The following is a 19974-nucleotide window of genomic DNA, read 5'->3' as shown; positions in this document are numbered from 1 at the left end:
CGCGTGTGCCATGCGCCTACGGATGAGCTCGGGCTTGTTAGGTGGCACGGATAGGGACTACTGTGCGTGACGGCTTGGTCCGCGTGCATCTGCCGCGGGCGGAAACCCATCAGGAGTGAACGATGCAGCGCATTATTTCCGAACACCAGATCCCCACCGGCGACTTCCGGCAGGTCAAGTATGTGGGCGCCATCAAGGATCGCGTCGACGATGGCAATAGCACTCCCGTCTGGACCATAGAGAAGAAGTCGCCTTACTACGTGCAGATCGGGGCGAAGCCGGTGGAGAGCTGGGCGGAAGTGCTGATCGATGTGGAAGATCCGGATTCGCCCGAAACGCTGGCCAGGCTGCGGCGGGCGGTCGAAGCCCGGCTCGAACAACAGCTGGGGTGAGCGGGCGGGCGTCCTGAACGGGGTCATATCAAGATGTGATGGCTCGCCGCAAATTCAGCATTGGACTGGGCCATCCCGTCTCCCTACACTCCTATAAAAACCAGAGCCTGATAAGGCAACAAGGCGGAGACGACATGATCGGACATAACAAAACGGCATCGGTGCGGGCCATTCGGCTAGCCGAACGACCGGCAGGGGACTGGGTGGCGAGCCGCCATCCCGCGCGCGGCGGCGTCCGTCGCCCGCGCCTTCGATAAATCCTGAAATCCCGCCGCACAGGCGGCCGCCGGTATAGCTACACGCGCGGCCGTGCCTGGCCGGCGGAGCGCGCCTGCGGCCGTCCGCGCGGCGCCGACCGCCACAGCGATCGCGCCGGCGCCCATAACGCAAAGACACCGAACGCCAGAGCCGAGGCTCGCCGACGCCCTGCAACGAGACTAGGAGACCATCATGGGACTGCGCTTCATGGAGCACATCCTGATTCTTACCCACGACCCGGAAGGAACGCGCGACTGGTTCTGCGACAACCTGGGATTCCGCAATGGCTATCACCCGGAATTCGGGTTCCCGGTGTACTGGCTGTATATCGGCGACCAGGACGTGGTCCACATCGGCAAGGCGCGCCATTCGAACCACCAGGATACCTACCTGCGCACGCCCAGCGACAAGGAAAACGACGACTACTCGGCGGGTGGCGCCATGGGGTCCGGGCGTATCGATCACGTGTGCTTCAACTGCGAGAACATCAACGAGTTCATCGAGCGGCTGACGCGCAATGGCGTGACGTTCAGCGAGCGAAAGGCGCACAACTCCGACCTGTACCAGTTGTTCATGCGCGAGCCGATCAACGGGATCAAGGTCGAGCTGAATTTTTCCGCCGAAGAAGCTGTAAAGGCGGGCCGCGTGCCGAGCTGGACGGATGCAGGCGCAGCTGCGGGTGCAACTGCGGGTGCAACGGCGGACACGAACGCCGCCGCCAATGCCAGCGCCGAAGCCACGGCCAACAAATGACCGGAGATCGCGCCATGCCGATATATCCGGAATTCTCGGGCCGCAGCGTCGTCATCACCGGCTCGGCCGGTGGCATCGGGGAGCAAGCCGCCCGCGCCTTCCATGCGCAGGGCGCCTGGGTATTCCTGATGGACATCCAGGCCGACGCCGTCCTATCCATCGCCAGCTCGCTGGGCGAGCGGGCGACGGGCCTGGGCGTGGACATCACCGACGAACAGCAGGTGCGGCAGGCCTTCGATGCCGTGCTGTCCGCCGGGCATGGCCTGGACGTGCTGGTGAATTGCGCGGGCGGCTACCGCAAGCTGCTGACCGTGGAGCAAATGGACCTGGAGGAATGGGAGCGCACCGTGGCGCTGAACCTGCGCAGCGTCTTCCTGTGCTGCCGGGCCGCGATCGCGCCGCTGAAACAGTCGCAGGCGGGCCGCATCATCAACGTCACGTCGATCTCGGGCCGCACGGTCCACGCGGCATCGTCGCCGGCGTATGGCGCGGCCAAGGCCGGCGTGACGCAGCTGACGCGCTTCCTGGCCTATGAGCTGGGCCCCCACGGCATCACCGCCAATACGATCGCGCCGCTGACCACGGTGACACCGCGCGTGGCCGCGCTGCGTTCCAAGGAAGACCTGGATCGCATCGCGGCGCAGGTGCCGCTGCGCCGGCTAGCGACGTCCGACGACCACGTGGCCGCGATGCTCTATCTGGCTTCCGACGGCGCATCGTTCGTATCGGGCGTGAACCTGGACACCAACGGAGCGCGAGTCATGTTGTAGCCAGGCGTCCTCGGACGCCACTTCGGGACAGTCCCCGCCAGACGGGACGCCCTTCCAAGAACGAGGAGACAAGGATGCACCCCTTCAAGTTGGTCGATCGGCGGCTGCGCGCCGTGTTGGCGCTGGCAGTGCTCAGCGGCGGAGCCGCCATGCTGGCGCCGGGCCTGGCACAGGCGCAGGCTTACCCGCAACGCGCCGTCACGCTGGTGACGCCGCTAGCCACCGGCAGCGCTTCCGACCTGGCCTTGCGTATCGTGGCCGAACGCCTGGCGACGCCGCTGGGCCAGTCCATCGTCGTCGAAAACCAGACCGGCGCCTCCGGCGCGATCGGCGCGGAAAAAGTGGCGCGCGCCGCGCCGGACGGCTACACGCTGTGCGGCTGCAACAACGCCATCCTGAGCGTGCTGCCGCACGTCCGCAAGGTCAGCTACGACCCCGCCACGCAATTCCGGCCGGTCGGCATGGTGGCCGTGCTGCCGACCGTGCTGGTGGTGAACCCTGCCCTGCCCGTGAAGACCGTGCGCGAATTGACCGACTACGTGAAAGCGAATCCGGGCAAGGTCTCTTATGCGACCGGTGGCGTCGGCAGTCCGCAGCACATCGCGATGGCGATGTTCGAGGCGGGCTCCGGCATCAAGATGATGCACGTCCCGTACAAGGGCGCGAGCCCGGCGGCGGTCGGCGTGGCCGGCGGCGAGGCGCAGGTGATGTTCAACGCCATCGGCACCGTGCTGCCGCTGATCAAGGCCGGCAAGCTGCGCCCCATCGCGGTGGCGGGCGCGCAGCGCACGGCCATCCTGCCGGATCTGCCGACGGTGGCCGAATCGGGCGTGCCGGGCTACGACTATGCGTCCTGGATAGGCATCGTGGCGCCGGCGGCGACGCCGGACGCCGTGGTGGAGCGTCTGTCGAAGGAACTGATGCAGGTGCTCAAGGCGCCCGCCACGGTGGCGAAGCTGGCGGAAAACGGCATCGATCCCCTGGTGATGACGCCGCAGGAGATGGCCAGGTACATGGCGGACGACAGCAAGCGCATGGCTACGGTGGTCAAGCAAGCCGGGATGGAGACGGAATGAGCAGCACGACGAAGTCCACGGCGGCCCGGTGGCGCGGGCGCCAGTTTCATTACCAACCGGTCGCCAGCCATGTGCATCCCTTCCTGGTCGATCTGTGGGATGCGGTGCGTGAAGAGACCTCCGGCCGGCTCGACATCGAGGTCGTCGCCGACAACGGCGGGCTCAAGAAGTCGCACCTGGAGATCGTCGATGCGGTGATCGCCGGCGACATCCAGTTCTATGCCTTGATGGGCAGCATACTGGGGCCGCTGGCGCCGGCGATGAACGTGCAGAGCCTGCCCTTCGCCTTCCGCGACAACGATGACGTCTACCGCGCCATGGACGGTGCGCTGGGAGATGCCTTGCGGTCGGACCTGGCGGCGCGCGGCCTGTACCTGATGCCCCATGGGCTGATGGAGAACGGCTTTCGCCATATCGCCACCACTGGCCGCGTGATCAATGACGCCAGCGACCTGGAAGGCCTGTCGATACGCATCCCGGAAGGCAAGGTGTTCGAGGAGACCTTCCGCACGCTGGGCGCCGATCCCGTTCCCCTGTTCGTGCTGGAACTGTACGACGCGCTGAAGACGGGGAAGCTGCAGGCGCAGGAGAACCCCCTGGCGATCATCGATTCGCTGCGCCTGCACGAGGTGGTGACGCATGTATCGATGACCTCGCATATGTGGTCCGGCTTCAACATCATCGGCAATCTACCCTTCTGGAATGCGCTGCCCGAGGACGTGCGCGAGATCGTGCTGCGCAACGTGAAGCTGCACGTCGGACGCCAGCGCCGCCACACGATTGCCTTGAACGAGGAGCTGGCCCGGACGCTGCGCGAACGCGGCCTGCGGTTCAACACCGCGGATACCGACAGTTTCCGGCGCAGGCTGGCCGGCGGCTTCTACCGGCAATGGAAGGATGAGCTGGGCACGCGCATCTGGAGCCTGCTGGAAGCGGAAGTCGGCAAGCTGGCCTGATCGCCGGCCGGCCGCGCATTTCCACAACGAGGGGGAGACTTCAATGACGACAAGAAAACTGGGATTGCTGCTGGCCAGCCTGGCGCTGGCGAGCGGCGCGGCGTCCGCGCAATCGACCTGGCCCAACAAGCCTATCCAGGTGATCGTGCCGTTGCAGGTAGGCAGCGCGGCCGACGTGGCCACGCGCGTGGTGCTCGCCAAGATGGGCGAGAACATGAAGCAGACCTTCATCATCGAGAACCAGGCGGGCGTGTCCGGCTTGCTGGGCGCCGAACGCGTGACACGTGCGGCGCCGGATGGCTATACGCTGGGCGGCATCACGGACAGCGTGCTGAACTATGCGGTGAACCTGAGCGACAAGGTGAACTTCGACCCGCTGAAGGATCTCGCGCCGATCAGCCAGATGGCGAATATTTCGTGGGTGCTGGTGGTGAACAGCGCCTACCCCGCCAAGGACCTGGCCGACCTGCTGGCCCGGGCGCGCGCCCAGCCGGGCAAGATCGACTACGCGACGGGCGGGACCGGCAGCCCGCATCACATTGCGATGGAGCTGTTCGCGTCGAGCGCCGGAGTGAAATTCGCGCATGTTCCCTACAAGGGGGCGACGCAGGCGACCACGGATGTGGCGGGCGGCCAGGTGCCGATGATGTTCTCGGCGGTGTCTGTGGCCCTGCCCTTCATCAAGGACGGCAAGCTGCGTGCACTGGCGCAGCCCAACGACAAGCGTTCCACGCTGTTGCCCGACGTCCCGACCTTCGCCGAGGCTGGGGTGAAGGAATTCCGCTTCTCCACGTGGTTGGGCTTGTACGCGCCCAAGGGTACGCCGGCCGACATCGTGAATCGCCTGAACGCGGAGGTAGCCAAGGCCGTGGCCGATCCAGGCGTACGGGATCGCCTGGTCGGACTCGGGCTCGATCCGGTGGCGTCCACGCCGGCGGAACTGGGTACGTTGACGCGCGAAGGCTATGCGCGCGTGGGGCAGGCCATACGCGACGCAGGGATCAAGGCGCAATGAACATGAGCACTTCGACGACACGGACGGTCGGCATCGCCGGACTGGGACTGATGGGGTCCGCCAGCGCACAGCGTCTGGCCCTGGCGGGCTTCGAGCTTAGAGGATATGACGTGGACCCGGCCCGTTGCTCGCAGTTCGCCAATGCGGGCGAGCCAGGCCGCGCGGCGGTGCAATCGCTGGCGGATCTGGCGGTGCAATGCGACGTCATCGTGTTGGCGGTGTTCGACACGGAGCAGGTAGAACAGGCGCTGTTCGGGCCGACGGGCATCGTGCAGGCCGCGAAGGCGGCGGCGCAATCGGTGGCGCAATCGGCGGCACGATCGGCGGCGCAATCCGCCAAGGTCGCGGTGGAAGCGGCCGCGCGGGCCGCTGGTCGCATGCCCGCGATCGTCTGCATCAGCACCTGCGATCCCGACCGCATCGCGGCCGTGGCGCAGCGCTGCGCGGAGCAAGGCGTTCCCTTCGTCGAATCGCCGATCTCCGGCACCAGCGCAACGCTGGCCAAGGGCGAGGCGGTCGGCCTGGTGGCGGGACGCGATCAGGACCTTGAACTTGCCGCGCCCGTGCTGGACGCCTTGTGCGCGCGTCGCTATGCGATGGGCGCGCCGGGCAACGCCGCGCGTGCGAAGCTAGCCGTCAACCTGGTGCTGGGCCTGAACCGCGCCGCCCTGGCCGAAGGCCTGCAATTCGCCGGACAACTGGGCCTGGATCCACAGGAATTCCTGTCCGTGCTGACAGGCTCAGCCGCCTATTCGCGCGTGATGGAAGTCAAGGGCCCCGCGATGGCGCAACGCCGTTTCGATCCGCCCCAAAGCCGTGTGGACCAGAGCTTGAAGGACTTCCGCCTGATCCTGGAGCAAGGCCGATCCCGCGCCCAACACCTGCCCTTCGCCGAAGTCTACGTGCGCATGCTGGAAGACTGCATCGCGCACGGCGAAGCCCAATTCGACAACGCCGCGATCATCGAGGCGATAGGCAGGTCGCGCGATTAGCACCGTATCGGCCGCACACTACGGAACGCCGAAGGGACTTCTACCGGAACAACCTGTTGTAATGAAACTGACGAAGCACTCGTACCTTGAATTGACGTGTATCCCCATGGGACGGATTGATCAAGGTGACGCCTTCTTCCGGTACAACGACCGAGGGCACTACCAGGATGGCCGTACGCCCCTGACGCAGCCAGTGGGACCCCACCGCCACACTGGCGCGACCAGCCGGAATCGCACACCACGCCGTGGGGAGCTCGCCAGGAACGGTAAACGCCCTCGACCGCCAAACCGGCTCGGGCACGTCTATTTCCACCAGAAAGCGATTCAAAGGAAGTCCGCCCTCAGAGATATGAGCAGCCGTTTCCAATACAGCCATGGCGATGGTCGGCGCCGTATACACCACAGCTTCGGTTTCCTGATTCCACCGGCCAGGGTTCCTGGCGGCACCCATGCCGGACAGGTCGTCCGCGGCGTAGTTGCGAGTTTCAGTCGCGATGCGCCACAACTTCACTGATAAGCTCCGCTTTCAAGAGCGCCCAGGAGCCGTGCGACCACGTCGACGCCAGTCGGCGTATCGATAAGGTCGCCGGGCTTGCGGCCGCCAAGAGCGGGCTGTGGACTATCCAGCCATTGCCCAAGCCATGCGACCGCGTCGAAGCCTCGGGCTTCCGGTGAGGTGGAGTTTGCAACGATGGATTGCGCAATGCCTAGAAGGCGCGCCAATCCCAGTGCCGATTTGCCTGCCATGCCGGTCAGAGACTGATTGGCGGCTGCCTTTTTTTCGATCGTTGCTTTTGGTATCCCCATCATCGTGTACAGGCGCGTCGCGGGGATATGCATCCTCACCGGAAGTTGCTTGACGAAGCGGCTTGACACCCCTGCACGCTCCGTTTCCACCAGCGCCATCGGAGCGGCGCTGCCTACGCTCAGCACAAATGCGTCTATGTCCTTGTGATATTCCACTGGACGATAGTCGGTGGAAACCAGCCTCATCGCTGTCCGCGTTGCTGCGGTTTTCACGGCGCCTGTCGTGGTGGTGCGCACGACATTCCTCGTGGACTTCGGCTTGGCCCGCTTGCCTGTCTTGAGTCCGATAGTAGGTTCCGGCGCCTCTCCCCTTCCAGTTTTGGCTCGATTAGCAGCACGTCGAACGGCCATAGCCTTTCCCCAAGGGATGTCTCAAAGTAGACACAGTATAGTCTCCGGATATACGGCCACCCTTCTTCCAAAGAAAGCCACGATGGGATCGAAATACAAATGCGCTGCCCTACGCGCGCCGGGTTCCTGAGGGTGAACAACCACTCCTCAGGTCTCGCTCCACTCCCGCAGCAGGTTGTGGTAGCAGCCCACCAGCTTGCTGCGCGCGACGGGATCGGCCTGGGTCTGGTTCAGGCGCTGGATGGCGTTATCCAGGTCATAGAGCAGGCTGCGACGGGAATCCTCGCGGATCAGGCTTTGCACCCAGAAGAAACAGCCCAAGCGCACGCCGCGCGTGATGGGGGTGACCTGGTGCAGGCTGGTGGCCGGATAGACCACCATATCGCCGGCGTCGAGCTTGACGCTGTGCAGGCCGTAGGTATCGTGGACCTGCAGTTCGCCGCCGTCGTAGTCGGCGGCGTCGCTCAGGAATAGCGTGATGGACACGTCGGTGCGGACCTTGCGGCCGGTGTGCGGGTGGATGCGCACGCCACCGTCGACGTGGGCGCCGAAGGTCATGCCTTCCCCGTAGCGGTTGATCATCGGCGGGTAGGCCACGTTGGGCAGGACCGCGCTGATGAAGGCGGGGTTGCGCTCCACCGCGCCCAGCACGATCTGCTGCACGCGGTGCGCGACTTCGGAACGTTCGTCGATCTGCTGGTTGTGCTTGACGGCGGCGCCCTGGTAGCCGGCTGATACACGGCCGTCGACCCATGCGTCGCCGGCGTTGTCGAGCAGGCCGCGGATGGCCTGGACCTGCGTGGCGTCGAGGACTTTCGGGATGGTGATCAGCACGAGGGTCGCCTATTGAATGTGATAACTCACCGTCAACATGGCGGTGCGCCCGGTACCCGGCACTGCGCGGCCGCCATCGGACGGGATCAGCGCATCGTAGTATTTTTTGTCGAAGATATTGAACAGGTTCAGCCGCACATCGTACTTGGGCTGGTGCCAGGCCAGCGTGCCGTCCCAACGGGTATAGCCGCCGACCTGCACCGCGTCGGTATTGGCCGCGTAGCGCGAGGACGTATACACCGCGCCGCCGCCCACCTCCCAGTTCTGCAGGAACTGGTACGTGCTCCAGAAGTTGAACGTATTCTTGGGCGTGTTGGCCGGCGTGTTGCCTTGCGTGCCGTCCTTGGCCGACGTGATCTCGGCATCCAGATACGTGTAGGCGGCATACAACTGCCACTGCCTGGTCAGATGTCCCGATGCCCCCGCCCGTACGCCGTTCACGCGCACCGTGCCGTCCAGCTCGTACACGCCAGGGCTGATCTGGGTGCGCGCGTTTTCCTTCTTGATCTGGAAGACCGCCGAGTTCAGCGACAGGTTGCCGTCGAACAGATCCCATTTGCCGCCCGCCTCGTAGGAGCGGTTCTTTTCCGGCTCCAGGGTGTCCTGGCCGACCGTCGCGGTCAGCTGCTCCAGCGACGGATTGAAGGACGTGCCGTATGAGATGTAGTACGACTGCCAATCGCTGGGCTGCCAGATCGCGCCGCCCCGCACGCTGGTGTAGTGCACCGTCTGGTCGGCATTGGCGGGCGTCGTGCTGCGCGGCACGGAATTGGTGACGGTGGCTTCATAACGGTCCCAGCGCAGGCCGCCCACCAGCTTGAACTGCTTGGTCAATTCGACCGTGTCGTTGGCGTAGATGCCCACCGTATTGGCAGAGCCCGTGGCGAAGTTGCCGGGCACTTCCGGTAGGTCCGCGGACGTGTGCTGCGGGTCCACCATCGGTGTGCAGCCCACGAAACCGCTGTTCAAGGTAAATCCGTCGCAGGTGCCGGTGCGCGAATAGGCCTGGTTGCTGTAGTGGTCATGGCCCAGTTCCACGCCGGTCAGCAGGGTGTGCTTGATCGAACCGGTATCGAACTTGGTGCTCAGTTCTGTCTGATTGAAGATGGACTCGTCATGGATGACGCGGTCATGGCTTTGCTGCAGGATCCACAAATCGTCCAGCGGCAGGTTGGTGACGTTGCCGGCGGGCAGCTGCTGGAAGCCCTTGGGGCCTAGCGTACCCACGGCCTGCGGCGCGGTTTCCCGGGCATCGGTGCGCACGTTGTTGTACTGCGTCTGATTGCGCAGCACGGTGTCCGGCGTGAACTTGTGCTGCACCGATGCATTCAGCATCGCGATGTCCTGCATGGTGCGGTCATCGTGGAAACCGTAGGCCGTGTCGCGGCTCACACCCGCCGGATGGCCGTTGACGGACTGCACGCCGTAGTCGGGCATGTCGTCGTTGTGCTGCAGCAATGCGGACAAGGTGACTTCGGTCGGCGTGCCGATGCCGAACTTGAACGAGGGCGCCGCGCCGAAATCCTTCACATGCGACTGGTCGCGTGTCGTGGCGTCGCCGTTCTGCGCCATGCCATTGAAGCGGAAGGCCGACGTATCCGACAACTGCATGTTGGTATCGACGGTGGAACGCACCAGGCCGTTGGTCGTGACGGATCCGGTCACGTCGGTGAAGTCCGCCAGCTTGGGCTTCTTGCTGACCTGGTTGATCACGCCGCCGGTGGAGCCCCGGCCGAACAGCATGGACGACGGTCCCATCAGCACTTCCACTTCATCGAGGTCGAAGGTGTCGCGGTAGTACTGCGCGCGATCACGAAAGCCGTCCAGGTAGATGTCGGTACGCGCCGAGAAGCCGTTCAGGTAGATGTTGTTGCCTATCGTGCCGCCTTCGGCCGCGCCCAGCGTGATGCCGGCGACGTTGCGCAGCGCGTCCTGCAATGAGGTCGCGCCCTGCGACTGCATCAGCGCCTTGTTCACCACCGTGACGGATTGCGGCACGTCATGCAGATCGACGCCCAGGCGCGGCAGCGCGGATTGCTGGGTGTTGAAGTCGTCGGATGGGGCGTCGCCGTTCACATGGACGGTGTCCAGCGTCGCGGTGGACGCCGCGGGGGTGGCGGGCGCCGGCGTCCCGGGCGCCGCGGCTTGCTGCGCGATGGCCGCGACAGGCGCGGCGAACAGGGCCAGGACTGCGGCGGCGATCGGGGTGAGCTGTTTCATGAAGGCGGCAGATTCCAAAAAATTTCGCGAATGCTAACTATTCCCGTTATCGTTAGCAAAAGCTTTTTCAAATCTGTCGACGTGCTTTGATTGCGCTGTCTGGAGGCTGAACGAAAGGCTCAGTTTTCGAACAAGGTCCGCTCGTCGGCGAACACACGCAGCAAGTGATCGACGACGAACCTGATCGCCGGATTGTTGCGATCCTGACCCCGGGTCAGGACATAGATCTCCCGCGGCTCGGGTACCGGCTCCAGCCGGCATTGCCGCAGCGCGGGCTCGCCGCGACCGATGTAGTGCGGCAGCAAGGCCAGTCCCGCGCCCGCGCGCGCGGCGGCTGCCTGGGCAACATGGTTGTTGGCCTTGAATGCGATGCGCGCGCCAGGGTACGTGCGCGCCAGCCATACGGCTTCCGGGATATCGGTGTTGACTTCGTCGAAACCGACAAAGACCGGGTCCCCGCCCGCTTCGACACGCTCGCAGATCGCCGGCGCGCCGTACCAGCCGTAGGCCATGCTGCCCAGTCGCCGGGCGATGAAGCCGCCATCCGTCGGCCGTCCGAGGCGGATGGCGATGTCGGCTTCACGGCGTTCCAGGCTGACCGGACGCAGGTCCGTCGCCAGGTCGATATCCAGGCCGGGATGCGATACCGGGAGCGTCGCGAGGCGCTCGGCCAGGAATCCCAGCGACAAGGCCGGCGGCGCGTTGACGCGGACCAGGCCCTTGATCGCGTCGTCTTCACCGCCGCGGCCCAAGGTATGGACGGCGGCTTCCATGTCGCCGGCCGCCGCCAGCGTGCGCGTGCCGGCCGGCGTCAGTATGTAGCCTTCCGGGCGACGCTCGACCAGCTTTTCGCCCAGCGTCGCTTCCAGCGACTGGATGCGGCGCGCGATGGTCGCGTGGTTGACCGACAGCGCGCGCGCGGCGCCCGACAGGCTGCCATGACGGCCCAGCGCCAGGAAGACGCGTATGTCCTGCCAATCGACCTCTGTGCGTTTTTTCTCAGCCATTGAGCGGGAATAGCGAATTCCGCGGAAACGGACTGGAGCTTAGGCTACGTCCATCGCTAAATCAACACGGAGAACGACATGCGCGAAACGACGCTGAGCCTGACCCTGGTAGGCGGACCGACGGTCCTGATCGAGTACGGGTCCATACGCCTGCTGACCGATCCCACCTTCGATGCCCCGGGCCATTACCAGTTGCCCTCCATCTCGTTCGAGAAAACGTCCGGTCCCGCGTTGACCAGGGATGAAGTCGGTCGCCTGGACGCCGTGCTGCTTAGCCACGACCAGCATATCGACAACCTGGATATCTCTGGGCGCGCGATGCTGGGCAGCGTGGGCAAGACCTTCACCACGCAGGCGGGCGCGCAACGGCTGGGCGGCAACGCGATCGGCCTGGCGCCTTACGAGACCTGCACCTTGCACGGCGCCGGCGGCGAAACGCTGCTGGTGACCGCCACGCCGGCCCGGCATGGCCCCATCGGGATCGAACCGATCTCGGGCGACGTCGTGGGCTTCGCGCTGGGCCGCCAACAGCCTGGCGATCTGCTGTACGTGACGGGCGACACCGTCTGGTACGAAGGCACCGCCGAGGTGGCGCGCCGCTTCGATCCCAAGGTCGTGGTTCTGTTCACCGGCGCCGCCGAACCGCGCGGCCGCTTCCACATGACGATGGGCAGCGAGGGCGCCATCGAGGCCGCCCATGCCTTTCCCAATGCGGCGCTGGTATCCGCGCATTCCGAAGGCTGGATGCATTTCCGCGAAAGCCAGGAACAACTGGCCGACGTTTTCCAGAAGCTGAATCTTGCCGGCCGCCTCACGCCCTTCGACAAGGGCACGCCGGTACGCTTTCCCATCCCGGCCTGATGGGCCCGGCCTTGACGAGGAACATCATGAATACGCAAACCAAAGTCGCCATCGTGACCGGCGCATCCCAAGGCATAGGCGCCGGCATCGTGCGGGCGTACCGCAAGCAGGGTTATGCCGTCGTCGCGAATTCCCGCAGTATCGAGGCGGGCGAGGATACGGATGTGATCGCCGTTCCCGGCGACATCGCCGATCGAGCCGTCGCGAACAAGGTCGTCGCCACCGCGCTGGAGCGATTCGGACGCATCGATACGTTGATCAACAATGCCGGGATTTTCGTCAGCAAGCCCTTCACCGAGTATACGGAAGAAGACTATACGAACGTCGTCAATGTGAACCTGGGTGGCTTTTTCCACATTACGCAGTTCGCGCTGCGGCAGATGGCGAAGCAGGAACACGGGCATATCGTCCAGATCACCACGACGCTGGTCGAACAGCCCCTGTCCAATGTACCCGCGGGTTTGGCTTCGCTGACCAAGGGTGGACTGGCGGCGGTGACGCGCGGCCTGGCCATCGAGTATGCGCGCAAGGGCATACGGGTCAATGCCGTGGCGCCCGGGATCATCAAGACACCCATGCATGCGCCGGAAACGCATGAATTCCTGGATGGCCTGCACCCGGTCGGCCATATGGGCGACATCGCGGATATAGTCGAAGCGATCCTGTATCTGGAACGGGCCGGCTTCGTGACTGGCGAGACCATCAATGTCGATGGCGGCCAGCACGCGGGGCATTGGTAGGCGACGCTGCCTTACTCGCCCTTGATGCCGGCCTTCCAGATCACTTCGCTCCACTTCTTCATTTCCGCGTCGATGAAAGCGGCGAAGTCGGCGGCGTTGCCGGGATAGGGCTCCATGCCTTGCGCCAGCAGCTTGCGCTGGATGTCGGGGTCCTTCAGCGCGCCGTTGATCTCGTTGTCCAGGCGGCTGACGATGGCGGCAGGCGTACCGGCGGGTGCCATGAAACCGTACCAGCCGGAAGCCACGACATTGGGCAGTCCCTGTTCGCGCAGGGTCGGCGCGTCCGGATAGATCTTGCTGCGCTGCGCCGACGCCACGCCGAGCACACGCAGCTTGCCGGCCTGGATATGCGGCAGCGCGGCGGTGATCGCCGTCAGCGTGGCGTCCAGCCGGCCGGCCAGCAGATCGGTATAGGCGGGCACATCGCCACGGTACTGGACGCTCAGGCCCTTGACGTTGGCGTCGCGCAGGAACAGCTCGGCCGCCAGATGCGGCAACGATCCCGTGCCGGGCGTGCCGAAGGTCAGCCCGTTCGGCAGCGACTTGCCGTAGGCGATCAGCTCCTGCGCCGTCTTGGCGGGCGACTGGGCATTGACCACCAGGAACAGCGGCACGGTGGCGGCCATCGCCACCGCCTGCAGGTCCTTGCGCGGGTCGTACCCCAGCTTGCCGTACAAGGCTTCCAGCGTGGAGTAAGGCGCCGCCCCATACAGCAGCGTGTAGCCGTCGGCCGGCGCATGGGCGACGTATTCGTTGCCCAGCCGGGTGCCGGCCCCGGCCTTGTTCTCCACGATGAAGGACTGGTTCAGGCGCCGGCCCAGGTATTCGGCGAACAGGCGCGCCGACAGGTCGTTGGGGCCGCCGACCCCGTACGGCGAAATGACGCGGACGGGACGGGCGGGCCAATCGCCCTGGGCGAACACACGCGGGGCGAGCCCGCCGTACAGGCCGGCGGCCGCCGCGCCCAGCAGGGCTCGTCGGGTGATCTTCATGGTGGTCTCCTGATTATTGGAATAGGAACTGCCGACCCGCGCCGTTTGAGCATGGCGACGGGACGCGAGCTTGGAGACGCGATGATAGAGGCGGCAAACCTATCGGGACAAATCTCATTTTTTTGATGACTTAAAGGTTAAAGTTATAAATGCCCCGGCGCCTGCCGCGCCGGTGGCGGCCCGCCCGCATCGACCGTGGGCGGCAGGACGCACCCGACTTTCGCAAAGGACACACCATGGCAGCCGAGGTCACGCTCAGGCAATTGCGCGCCTTTCTCGCCGTTCTGGAATCCGGCAGTTTTTCCGAGGCGGCCGACACCATGCATCTGTCGCAGGCAGCGCTGAGCGGGTTGGTCAAGGAACTGGAAAGCCGGCTGGGCGTGCGCCTGCTGGACCGCAATACGCGCAGCGTCAGCGCATCCGCGGTGGGCAGCGCATTCGAACCGATGGTGCGGCGCGTGCTCGCGGACCTGGACGAGGCGCTGGAAGGCGTCAGCAACCTGAAGGAACTGCGTCGCGGGCTGGTGCGCGTGGCCGCGCCGGAGCCGCTGTCCTGCACCTTGCTGCCGGAGCTGATATCCGGCTACGGCAAAGCCTACCCGGGCGTCGAGGTGCGCTTCGACGACGTGCCCATCGAACAGGTCCTGGCCAACCTGCACAACGGCAGCGCGGACATCGGTTTCGGGCCGGCCGGCGTGCTGACCGACGACGCCATCGAAGCGCACGTGGTGCGGGCCGACCCCTTGTGGGCCGCATTGCGCCCGGACGATCCGCTGGCCGACGCCGAATCGATAAGCTGGAAGGACCTGCGTGATCGCCCCCTGATCAACTACATGCCCAACCTGGCCGTCAACGTCCTGGCCCATATCCCGCCCCGCAACCATCCGCGCGACATCGTGTCCGTGCATCGGGTCAACACGGCCCTGTCGCTGCTGCGGGTGCGGCCAGGCTACGTGATATGCCCCGCCATGGCACGGGCCCTGGTCGAAGGATTCGGCCTCGTGTTCCTGCCGGTGCTGCAGCCGGTGGTGAGCTGGCGCATCGCGATCTTCGTGCGGCCGCGGACGTCCATATCGCCGGCGGTCGAGCGCTTCCTGGACTACACGCTGCGCGATGGCAAGGCCGGCAATAAATAACCAGAGCTTATAGAAAATTCAGAAAACACAGTTTGTCTGATAAGACCACTGGCGGTATCTTGGCCGATCTCCGGAGACACCCGGCGCGCATAACCATGACATCCATAGCGCGCGCACCCTGCCCGGCATTCGTCCACAGATCCCATGACCCTGCCAGACCTAGACTCTTTCCTGTCGCCACGCTCCATCGCCATCGTCGGCGCTTCGTCGAACCGCAGCAAGATCGGGGCGGTGCCTGTCCGCTACCTGGTCGAATACGGCTACGAAGGGCATATCTATCCCATCAACGCCCGCGCCGATGAAATCGAAGGACGGCGCGCGTATGCATCGCTCGGCGCCGTGCAGGCGCCCATCGACCTGGCGATCTTCGCCATCCCGGCTTCCAGTGTCAGCGCCGCCCTGGACGAGGCCATCGCGGCCGGGGTGAAGAACATCGTCATGTTCTCCGCCGGCTTCGCGGAGATGGGCAAGCAGGGCGAACAGGCGCAGGCAGAATTCGCGGCCAGGGCCAATGCGGCGGGCATCCGCGTGCTGGGGCCCAACTGCCTGGGTTTCATGAACGTCGCCCGCGCGGTGTACGCCACGTTTTCGCCGGTGGTCGGCACGGGTTCGAACACGCCCGGCCATGTCGGCATCGTCAGCCAGAGCGGCGCCTTCGGCGCCTATGCCTACGCGATGGCGCGCGAGCGCGGGCTGGGTTTGTCGGCCTGGGTCACCACGGGCAACGAATCGGATATCGGCGTGGCCGACTGCATCGCCTGGATGGCGCGCGATCCCGCCACGCGCGTGATCATGGCCTATCTGGAAGGCTGCCGCGACGGCCGCAAGCTGCGCGAGGCGCTGGACCTGGCCCGCGCGGCGGGCAAGCCGGTGGTCGTGGTCAAGGTCGGCCGCACCGCGCTGGGCGCCCTGACGGCCGCCTCCCATACCGCGGCGCTGGCGGGCGACGATGCCGTCTTCGACGTGCTGTTCCGCCAGCATGGCGCCTATCGGGCGCGCACCATCGAGGAATTCTTCGACGTGGCCCATGGCCTCGCGGTGGCCGGCCTGCCGCCCAATACGCAGGTGGGACTGCTGACCGTCTCGGGCGGTGTCGGCGTCATGATGGCCGATGAAGCCGCCGACGCGGGGCTGGACGTGCGGGAGCTGCCGGCGGCGGCGCAGGCCATGATCCGGGCGCGCGTGCCGCTGGCGGCCACGCACAATCCCGTCGACATCACGGGACAGGTGACGGCAGAGCCGGACCTGCTGGAAGCGACCGCGCGCGCCATGCTCGGCGAGGCGGGCCATGGCAGCCTGCTGATATTCCTGGCGGCGTTCGGCGCCACGCCCGCCATGCGCGCCTTGCAACAGCAATTGGCGCGCGACCTGCGACGCGATTTTCCGGACCGGCTGGTGGCCTTCAGCACCTTGGCGGATGCGGCGCAGCAGCGCGCGTTGGAAGAAGCCGGCTGCCTGTCGTTCACCGACCCGGCGCGCGCGATACGCGTCATGGCGGCCATGCGCTTTTTCCTGCGCGACCGAGAAACGGCCGTCATCCGCGCCGGCGCTCCAGGGGCGGCGATGGCGGCCGCGCGCGATGCGCAGGCCGCGGCGGCGGACGCCATGGCGCAGCCGGCCGACTCGCCGGCGATCGCGGCCCAGGCCGATGCGCCTCCGGCGGCCCTGCGCCCCACCCCGTACAGCGAAGCCGACGCGCTGGAACTGCTGACGGCTCGCGGACTGCCCGCCGTACCCTTCCACCGCGCTCACAGCCGCGAGGACGCGATCGCGGGCGCCAACGCGCTGGGCTACCCCGTCGTCATGAAGGTGCTCTCCGCCGACATCACGCACAAGAGCGATATCGGCGGCGTCGTGCTGAACATCCGCCAGGAGAAGGAAGCCGGCGCGGCGTATGACCGCATCATGGCCGCAACGCGCGCTGCCGCGCCGAACGCGCGCGTGGACGGCGTGCTGGTGGCGCCCATGGTGCGCGGCGGCGTCGAATGCATCCTCGGCGCCCGGCGCGACCCGGCGCTGGGTGTCGTCGTCATGCTGGGTTCCGGCGGCGTGAACGTCGAGCTCCTGGGCGACGTGACGTTCCGCCTCGCCCCTGTCGACCTCGAAGAAGCCCGCGACATGATCGACGAGTTGAAGACCGCGCGCCTGCTGCGCGGCTTTCGCGGCGCGCCGCACGCCGACGTCGAGGCGCTGGCGCAGGCCATCGTGCGTCTGTCTCGATTCGCGCTGGCGGCGGGCGACACGCTGGAATCCGTGGAACTGAATCCTTTCGTCGTACTGCCCCAGGGCCAGGGCGCGCTGGCCCTGGACGCCGTACTGATCTCGACCCAGGCATGAATACCGACATCGTGAACACCAATACCCAGGCCGTCCCGGCCGAAGTCCGCCAGACCGTCCTCATCACCCTGCCGCTGTTCGAAATGGCCCGCATGCGCGCCGCCAACACGGCACGCAAGCACGCCGTGCAGGGCTATGCCGGCGACAGCCCGACGTCGCGCATGCGGTGGCTGAACCAATTCACCCACACGCGCCGCCTGCGCGGTCCGGAAGACAGGGAAGTCGTCACGCCGAACAACGACACCCTGTTCACCAATGCCTGGTTGGACCTGTCCGCCGGCCCGCTGGTGATCGACGTGCCCGCGATGGGCAATCGCTATTGGGTGCTGGGCTTCCTGGATGCCTGGACCAATCCCTGGGCCTACGCCGGCCGCCGCACCACCGGCGGCGAGGCGCAACGCCTGTTCGTGCACGGCCCGGGATGGCAGGGCGACGTGCCCGCCGGCATGCACGCGATCAGCGCGCCCAGCGACGACGTCTGGGTCATCGGGCGCATCCTGGTCGACGCCACCGAACAGGACCTGGCGCAGGTACATGCCTTGCAAAACCGGTTCGCGCTGCTGCGGCCGGATGGCAAGCCGGCGCTTTCGCGCATCGACACCTTGATCGACGATCGCGGCGCGGGCGTGCCGCAGGCCGCCGAGTACCAGCGCGTCGTGGATGCCATGCTGGCGCGCAATCCTTCCGCCCATCGCCTGCCCGCCTGGCCGATCGCGCCTGCGCTGCTGCAGGACGCGCTGACCCAGGTGTACGCGGAGCTGCGCGACGTCGCGCAGGCCTCGGAACTGGGCGGCGGCTGGACCACGGCGGTCAGCGTGCGCGAGAACTTCGGCGACGACTTCCTGACCCGCGCCCGCGTGGCGCGCAACTGGATAGGCACGCTGGGCATCGAGGAAGCCATGTACATCATGGCGGAAGTCGACGAACAGGGCGAGGCATTGAGCGGTGCGCACCGCTACGTGCTGCGCTTCCCGCCGGGCGGACTGCCGGATGTCCGCTCCTTCTGGTCCATCACCCTGTATCGGCGCAGCGACTGCCTGCTGGTGGCCAATCCCATCGGACGCCATTCCATCGGCGACCGCACCCAGGGCCTGCTGCACGACGCGGATGGCGGCTTGAGCATCCGCATCCAGGCGGACGACCCCGGACCGGGACACAACTGGCTGCCCGCGCCGGCGGACCAGGGCTTCTACCTGACGCTGCGGCTGTACACCCCCGGGCGCGCCCACCTGGAAGGGACCTACGCCTATCCGCCGGTACGGCGCGCGGCTTGAGCAAGGAATCGCCATGCAAAAAGATGTCTACGTTATCGCCGCCACGCGCACCGCGATCGGCACCTTCGGCGGCACGCTGAAGAACACGCCGCCCGCCAAACTGGCCACCCTGGTGGTGCGTGAGGCCCTGGCACGCAGCGGGGCCGCGCCGGAGTCGGTCGGCCACGTATCGATGGGCACGGTCATTACCACCGAGCCACGCGACATTTACATGAGCCGCATCGCCGCGCTCGACGCGGGACTGCCTCAATCGGTATCGGCCTTCAACATCAATCGCCTTTGCGGATCGGGCCTGCAGGCCATCGTGTCGTCGGCGCAGGCGATCGCCGCGGGGGACTGCGACGTGGCCGTGGGCGCGGGCGCCGAATGCATGTCGCGCGCCGGCTACCTGTCGCCCTCGAACCGCTGGGGCGCGCGGATGGGCGACACCGTCATGCTGGACCTGATGCTGAACGCCCTGCACGATCCCTTCCATGACATACACATGGGCATGACGGCGGAGAACGTCGCCGAGCGCTACGGCATCACGCGTCGGATGATGGACGAACTGGCGGTGACCAGCCACCAGCGCGCGGCCACCGCGATCCGCGAAGGCCGTTTCAAGGAACAGATCGTTCCAGTGAAGATCGCCACGCGTCGCGGCGAGATCCACTTCGATACCGACGAACACGTCAAGCCCGAAACGACGCTGGACGTGCTGGCGGCCATGAAGCCGGCGTTCAAGCGGGACGGCGGCAGCGTGACCGCCGGCAATGCATCCGGCATCAACGATGGCGCCGCCGCGCTCGTCCTCGCGGGGGCCGATGCCGTGAAGGCGCAGAACCTGGCCCCCATCGGACGGCTCGTCGGTCACGCCTATGCGGGTGTCGAGCCCGCCTACATGGGCACGGGGCCCATACCGGCGACCCGCGCCGTGCTGGCGCGCACAGGGCTGAAGGTGGCCGATATGGACGTCATCGAGTCCAACGAAGCCTTCGCCGCCCAAGCCTGCGCGGTCATGCGCGAGCTGGACTTCGATCCGGCCAAGGTCAACCCGAATGGCTCCGGCATATCATTGGGGCATCCGATCGGCGCCACGGGCGCCATCATCGCCACCAAGGCGCTGTACGAGCTGCAACGCATACGCGGCCGCTATGCGCTGGTAACGATGTGCATAGGCGGCGGCCAGGGCATTGCCGCCATCTTCGAGCGGGTCTGATCGGG

Annotated in this window: 19 protein-coding genes; 13 read left to right on the top strand and 6 right to left on the bottom strand. The window is 66.1% G+C overall.

Annotation, left to right across the window (positions count from 1 at the left end; translation table 11 throughout):
• The first annotated feature begins 122 nt into the window (after positions 1-122).
• The 7 genes from CAL12_RS04500 to CAL12_RS04470 all read left to right on the top strand — a co-directional run bounded on the left by CAL12_RS04500 (position 123) and on the right by CAL12_RS04470 (position 6212).
• Positions 123-392 (top strand): hypothetical protein, encoded by a 270-nt coding sequence (locus CAL12_RS04500; protein WP_086063392.1) that lies wholly within the window; start codon positions 123-125, stop codon positions 390-392.
• A 450-nt stretch (positions 393-842) separates the two neighbouring features.
• The gene (locus CAL12_RS04495; protein WP_086063391.1) at positions 843-1403 is read left to right on the top strand and encodes a VOC family protein; all 561 of its coding nucleotides are present in this window, start codon (positions 843-845) and stop codon (positions 1401-1403) included.
• A gap of 14 nt (positions 1404-1417) precedes the next feature.
• Positions 1418-2173: an SDR family NAD(P)-dependent oxidoreductase gene (locus CAL12_RS04490; protein ID WP_157792886.1), complete on the top strand. Its 756-nt coding sequence runs from the start codon at positions 1418-1420 to the stop codon at positions 2171-2173.
• 74 nt (positions 2174-2247) lie between these two features.
• Positions 2248-3249 carry a Bug family tripartite tricarboxylate transporter substrate binding protein gene (locus CAL12_RS04485; protein WP_086063389.1) on the top strand — a complete coding sequence of 334 codons (1002 nt, stop codon included), beginning with the start codon at positions 2248-2250 and terminating at the stop codon, positions 3247-3249.
• Positions 3246-4205, top strand: a complete 960-nt coding sequence (locus CAL12_RS04480; RefSeq protein ID WP_086063388.1) for a TRAP transporter substrate-binding protein — start codon at positions 3246-3248, stop codon at positions 4203-4205. The genes CAL12_RS04485 and CAL12_RS04480 overlap by 4 nt, the downstream gene beginning before the upstream one ends.
• 43 nt (positions 4206-4248) lie before the next feature.
• Positions 4249-5220, top strand: coding sequence for a Bug family tripartite tricarboxylate transporter substrate binding protein (locus CAL12_RS04475; RefSeq protein WP_157792885.1), 972 nt, complete (start codon positions 4249-4251; stop codon positions 5218-5220).
• A gap of 2 nt (positions 5221-5222) precedes the next feature.
• Positions 5223-6212, top strand: a complete 990-nt coding sequence (locus CAL12_RS04470) for an NAD(P)-dependent oxidoreductase (RefSeq protein WP_198298377.1) — start codon at positions 5223-5225, stop codon at positions 6210-6212.
• A 40-nt stretch (positions 6213-6252) separates the two neighbouring features.
• Here the strand turns inward: CAL12_RS04470 and CAL12_RS04465 are convergent, their stop codons facing one another.
• The 5 genes from CAL12_RS04465 to CAL12_RS04445 all read right to left on the bottom strand — a co-directional run bounded on the left by CAL12_RS04465 (position 6253) and on the right by CAL12_RS04445 (position 11431).
• Positions 6253-6723 (bottom strand): RES family NAD+ phosphorylase, encoded by a 471-nt coding sequence (locus CAL12_RS04465; RefSeq protein ID WP_086063385.1) that lies wholly within the window; start codon positions 6721-6723, stop codon positions 6253-6255.
• Positions 6720-7256, bottom strand: coding sequence for an antitoxin Xre/MbcA/ParS toxin-binding domain-containing protein (locus tag CAL12_RS04460; protein ID WP_232464705.1), 537 nt, complete (start codon positions 7254-7256; stop codon positions 6720-6722). Before CAL12_RS04460 ends, CAL12_RS04465 begins: the two co-directional genes overlap by 4 nt.
• Before the next feature lie 261 nt (positions 7257-7517).
• Complete coding sequence (locus CAL12_RS04455) at positions 7518-8204, bottom strand: Fe2+-dependent dioxygenase (RefSeq protein ID WP_086063383.1); 687 nt, start codon at positions 8202-8204, stop codon at positions 7518-7520.
• A gap of 9 nt (positions 8205-8213) precedes the next feature.
• The gene (locus CAL12_RS04450; RefSeq protein WP_086063382.1) at positions 8214-10424 is read right to left on the bottom strand and encodes a TonB-dependent receptor; all 2211 of its coding nucleotides are present in this window, start codon (positions 10422-10424) and stop codon (positions 8214-8216) included.
• A gap of 119 nt (positions 10425-10543) precedes the next feature.
• Entirely contained in the window at positions 10544-11431 is an 888-nt protein-coding gene (locus tag CAL12_RS04445; RefSeq protein WP_086063381.1) for a LysR family transcriptional regulator, read from the bottom strand.
• Between the two features lie 78 nt (positions 11432-11509).
• On the opposite strand from CAL12_RS04445, the gene CAL12_RS04440 reads away from it, so the two are divergent.
• Together CAL12_RS04440 and CAL12_RS04435 are read left to right on the top strand one after the other, a co-directional pair.
• On the top strand, positions 11510-12292 hold the full coding sequence (locus CAL12_RS04440) for an MBL fold metallo-hydrolase (protein ID WP_086063380.1): 783 nt from the start codon (positions 11510-11512) through the stop codon (positions 12290-12292).
• A 26-nt stretch (positions 12293-12318) separates the two neighbouring features.
• Positions 12319-13032, top strand: coding sequence for an SDR family NAD(P)-dependent oxidoreductase (locus CAL12_RS04435; RefSeq protein ID WP_086063379.1), 714 nt, complete (start codon positions 12319-12321; stop codon positions 13030-13032).
• 11 nt (positions 13033-13043) lie between these two features.
• On the opposite strand, the gene CAL12_RS04430 is transcribed toward CAL12_RS04435, so the two are convergent.
• Positions 13044-14024, bottom strand: coding sequence for a Bug family tripartite tricarboxylate transporter substrate binding protein (locus tag CAL12_RS04430; protein WP_086063378.1), 981 nt, complete (start codon positions 14022-14024; stop codon positions 13044-13046).
• Between the two features lie 236 nt (positions 14025-14260).
• On the opposite strand from CAL12_RS04430, the gene CAL12_RS04425 reads away from it, so the two are divergent.
• From CAL12_RS04425 to CAL12_RS04410, 4 genes are all read left to right on the top strand, one after another.
• On the top strand, positions 14261-15160 hold the full coding sequence (locus CAL12_RS04425) for a LysR family transcriptional regulator (protein ID WP_086063377.1): 900 nt from the start codon (positions 14261-14263) through the stop codon (positions 15158-15160).
• A gap of 144 nt (positions 15161-15304) precedes the next feature.
• Entirely contained in the window at positions 15305-17497 is a 2193-nt protein-coding gene (locus CAL12_RS04420; protein WP_086063376.1) for an acetate--CoA ligase family protein, read from the top strand.
• A complete protein-coding gene (locus tag CAL12_RS04415; protein WP_086063375.1) occupies positions 17494-18771 on the top strand; it encodes a DUF1254 domain-containing protein in 1278 nt (425 codons plus the stop codon). Before CAL12_RS04420 ends, CAL12_RS04415 begins: the two co-directional genes overlap by 4 nt.
• Before the next feature lie 13 nt (positions 18772-18784).
• Positions 18785-19969, top strand: a complete 1185-nt coding sequence (locus CAL12_RS04410) for an acetyl-CoA C-acyltransferase family protein (protein WP_086063374.1) — start codon at positions 18785-18787, stop codon at positions 19967-19969.
• Positions 19970-19974: the final 5 nt, after the last annotated feature.

Source organism: Bordetella genomosp. 8 (genome assembly GCF_002119685.1).
Classification (GTDB): domain Bacteria; phylum Pseudomonadota; class Gammaproteobacteria; order Burkholderiales; family Burkholderiaceae_B; genus Bordetella_C.
Note: the sequence above shows the minus strand (reverse complement) of the source record. Positions and strands in the feature narration are given on the sequence as shown.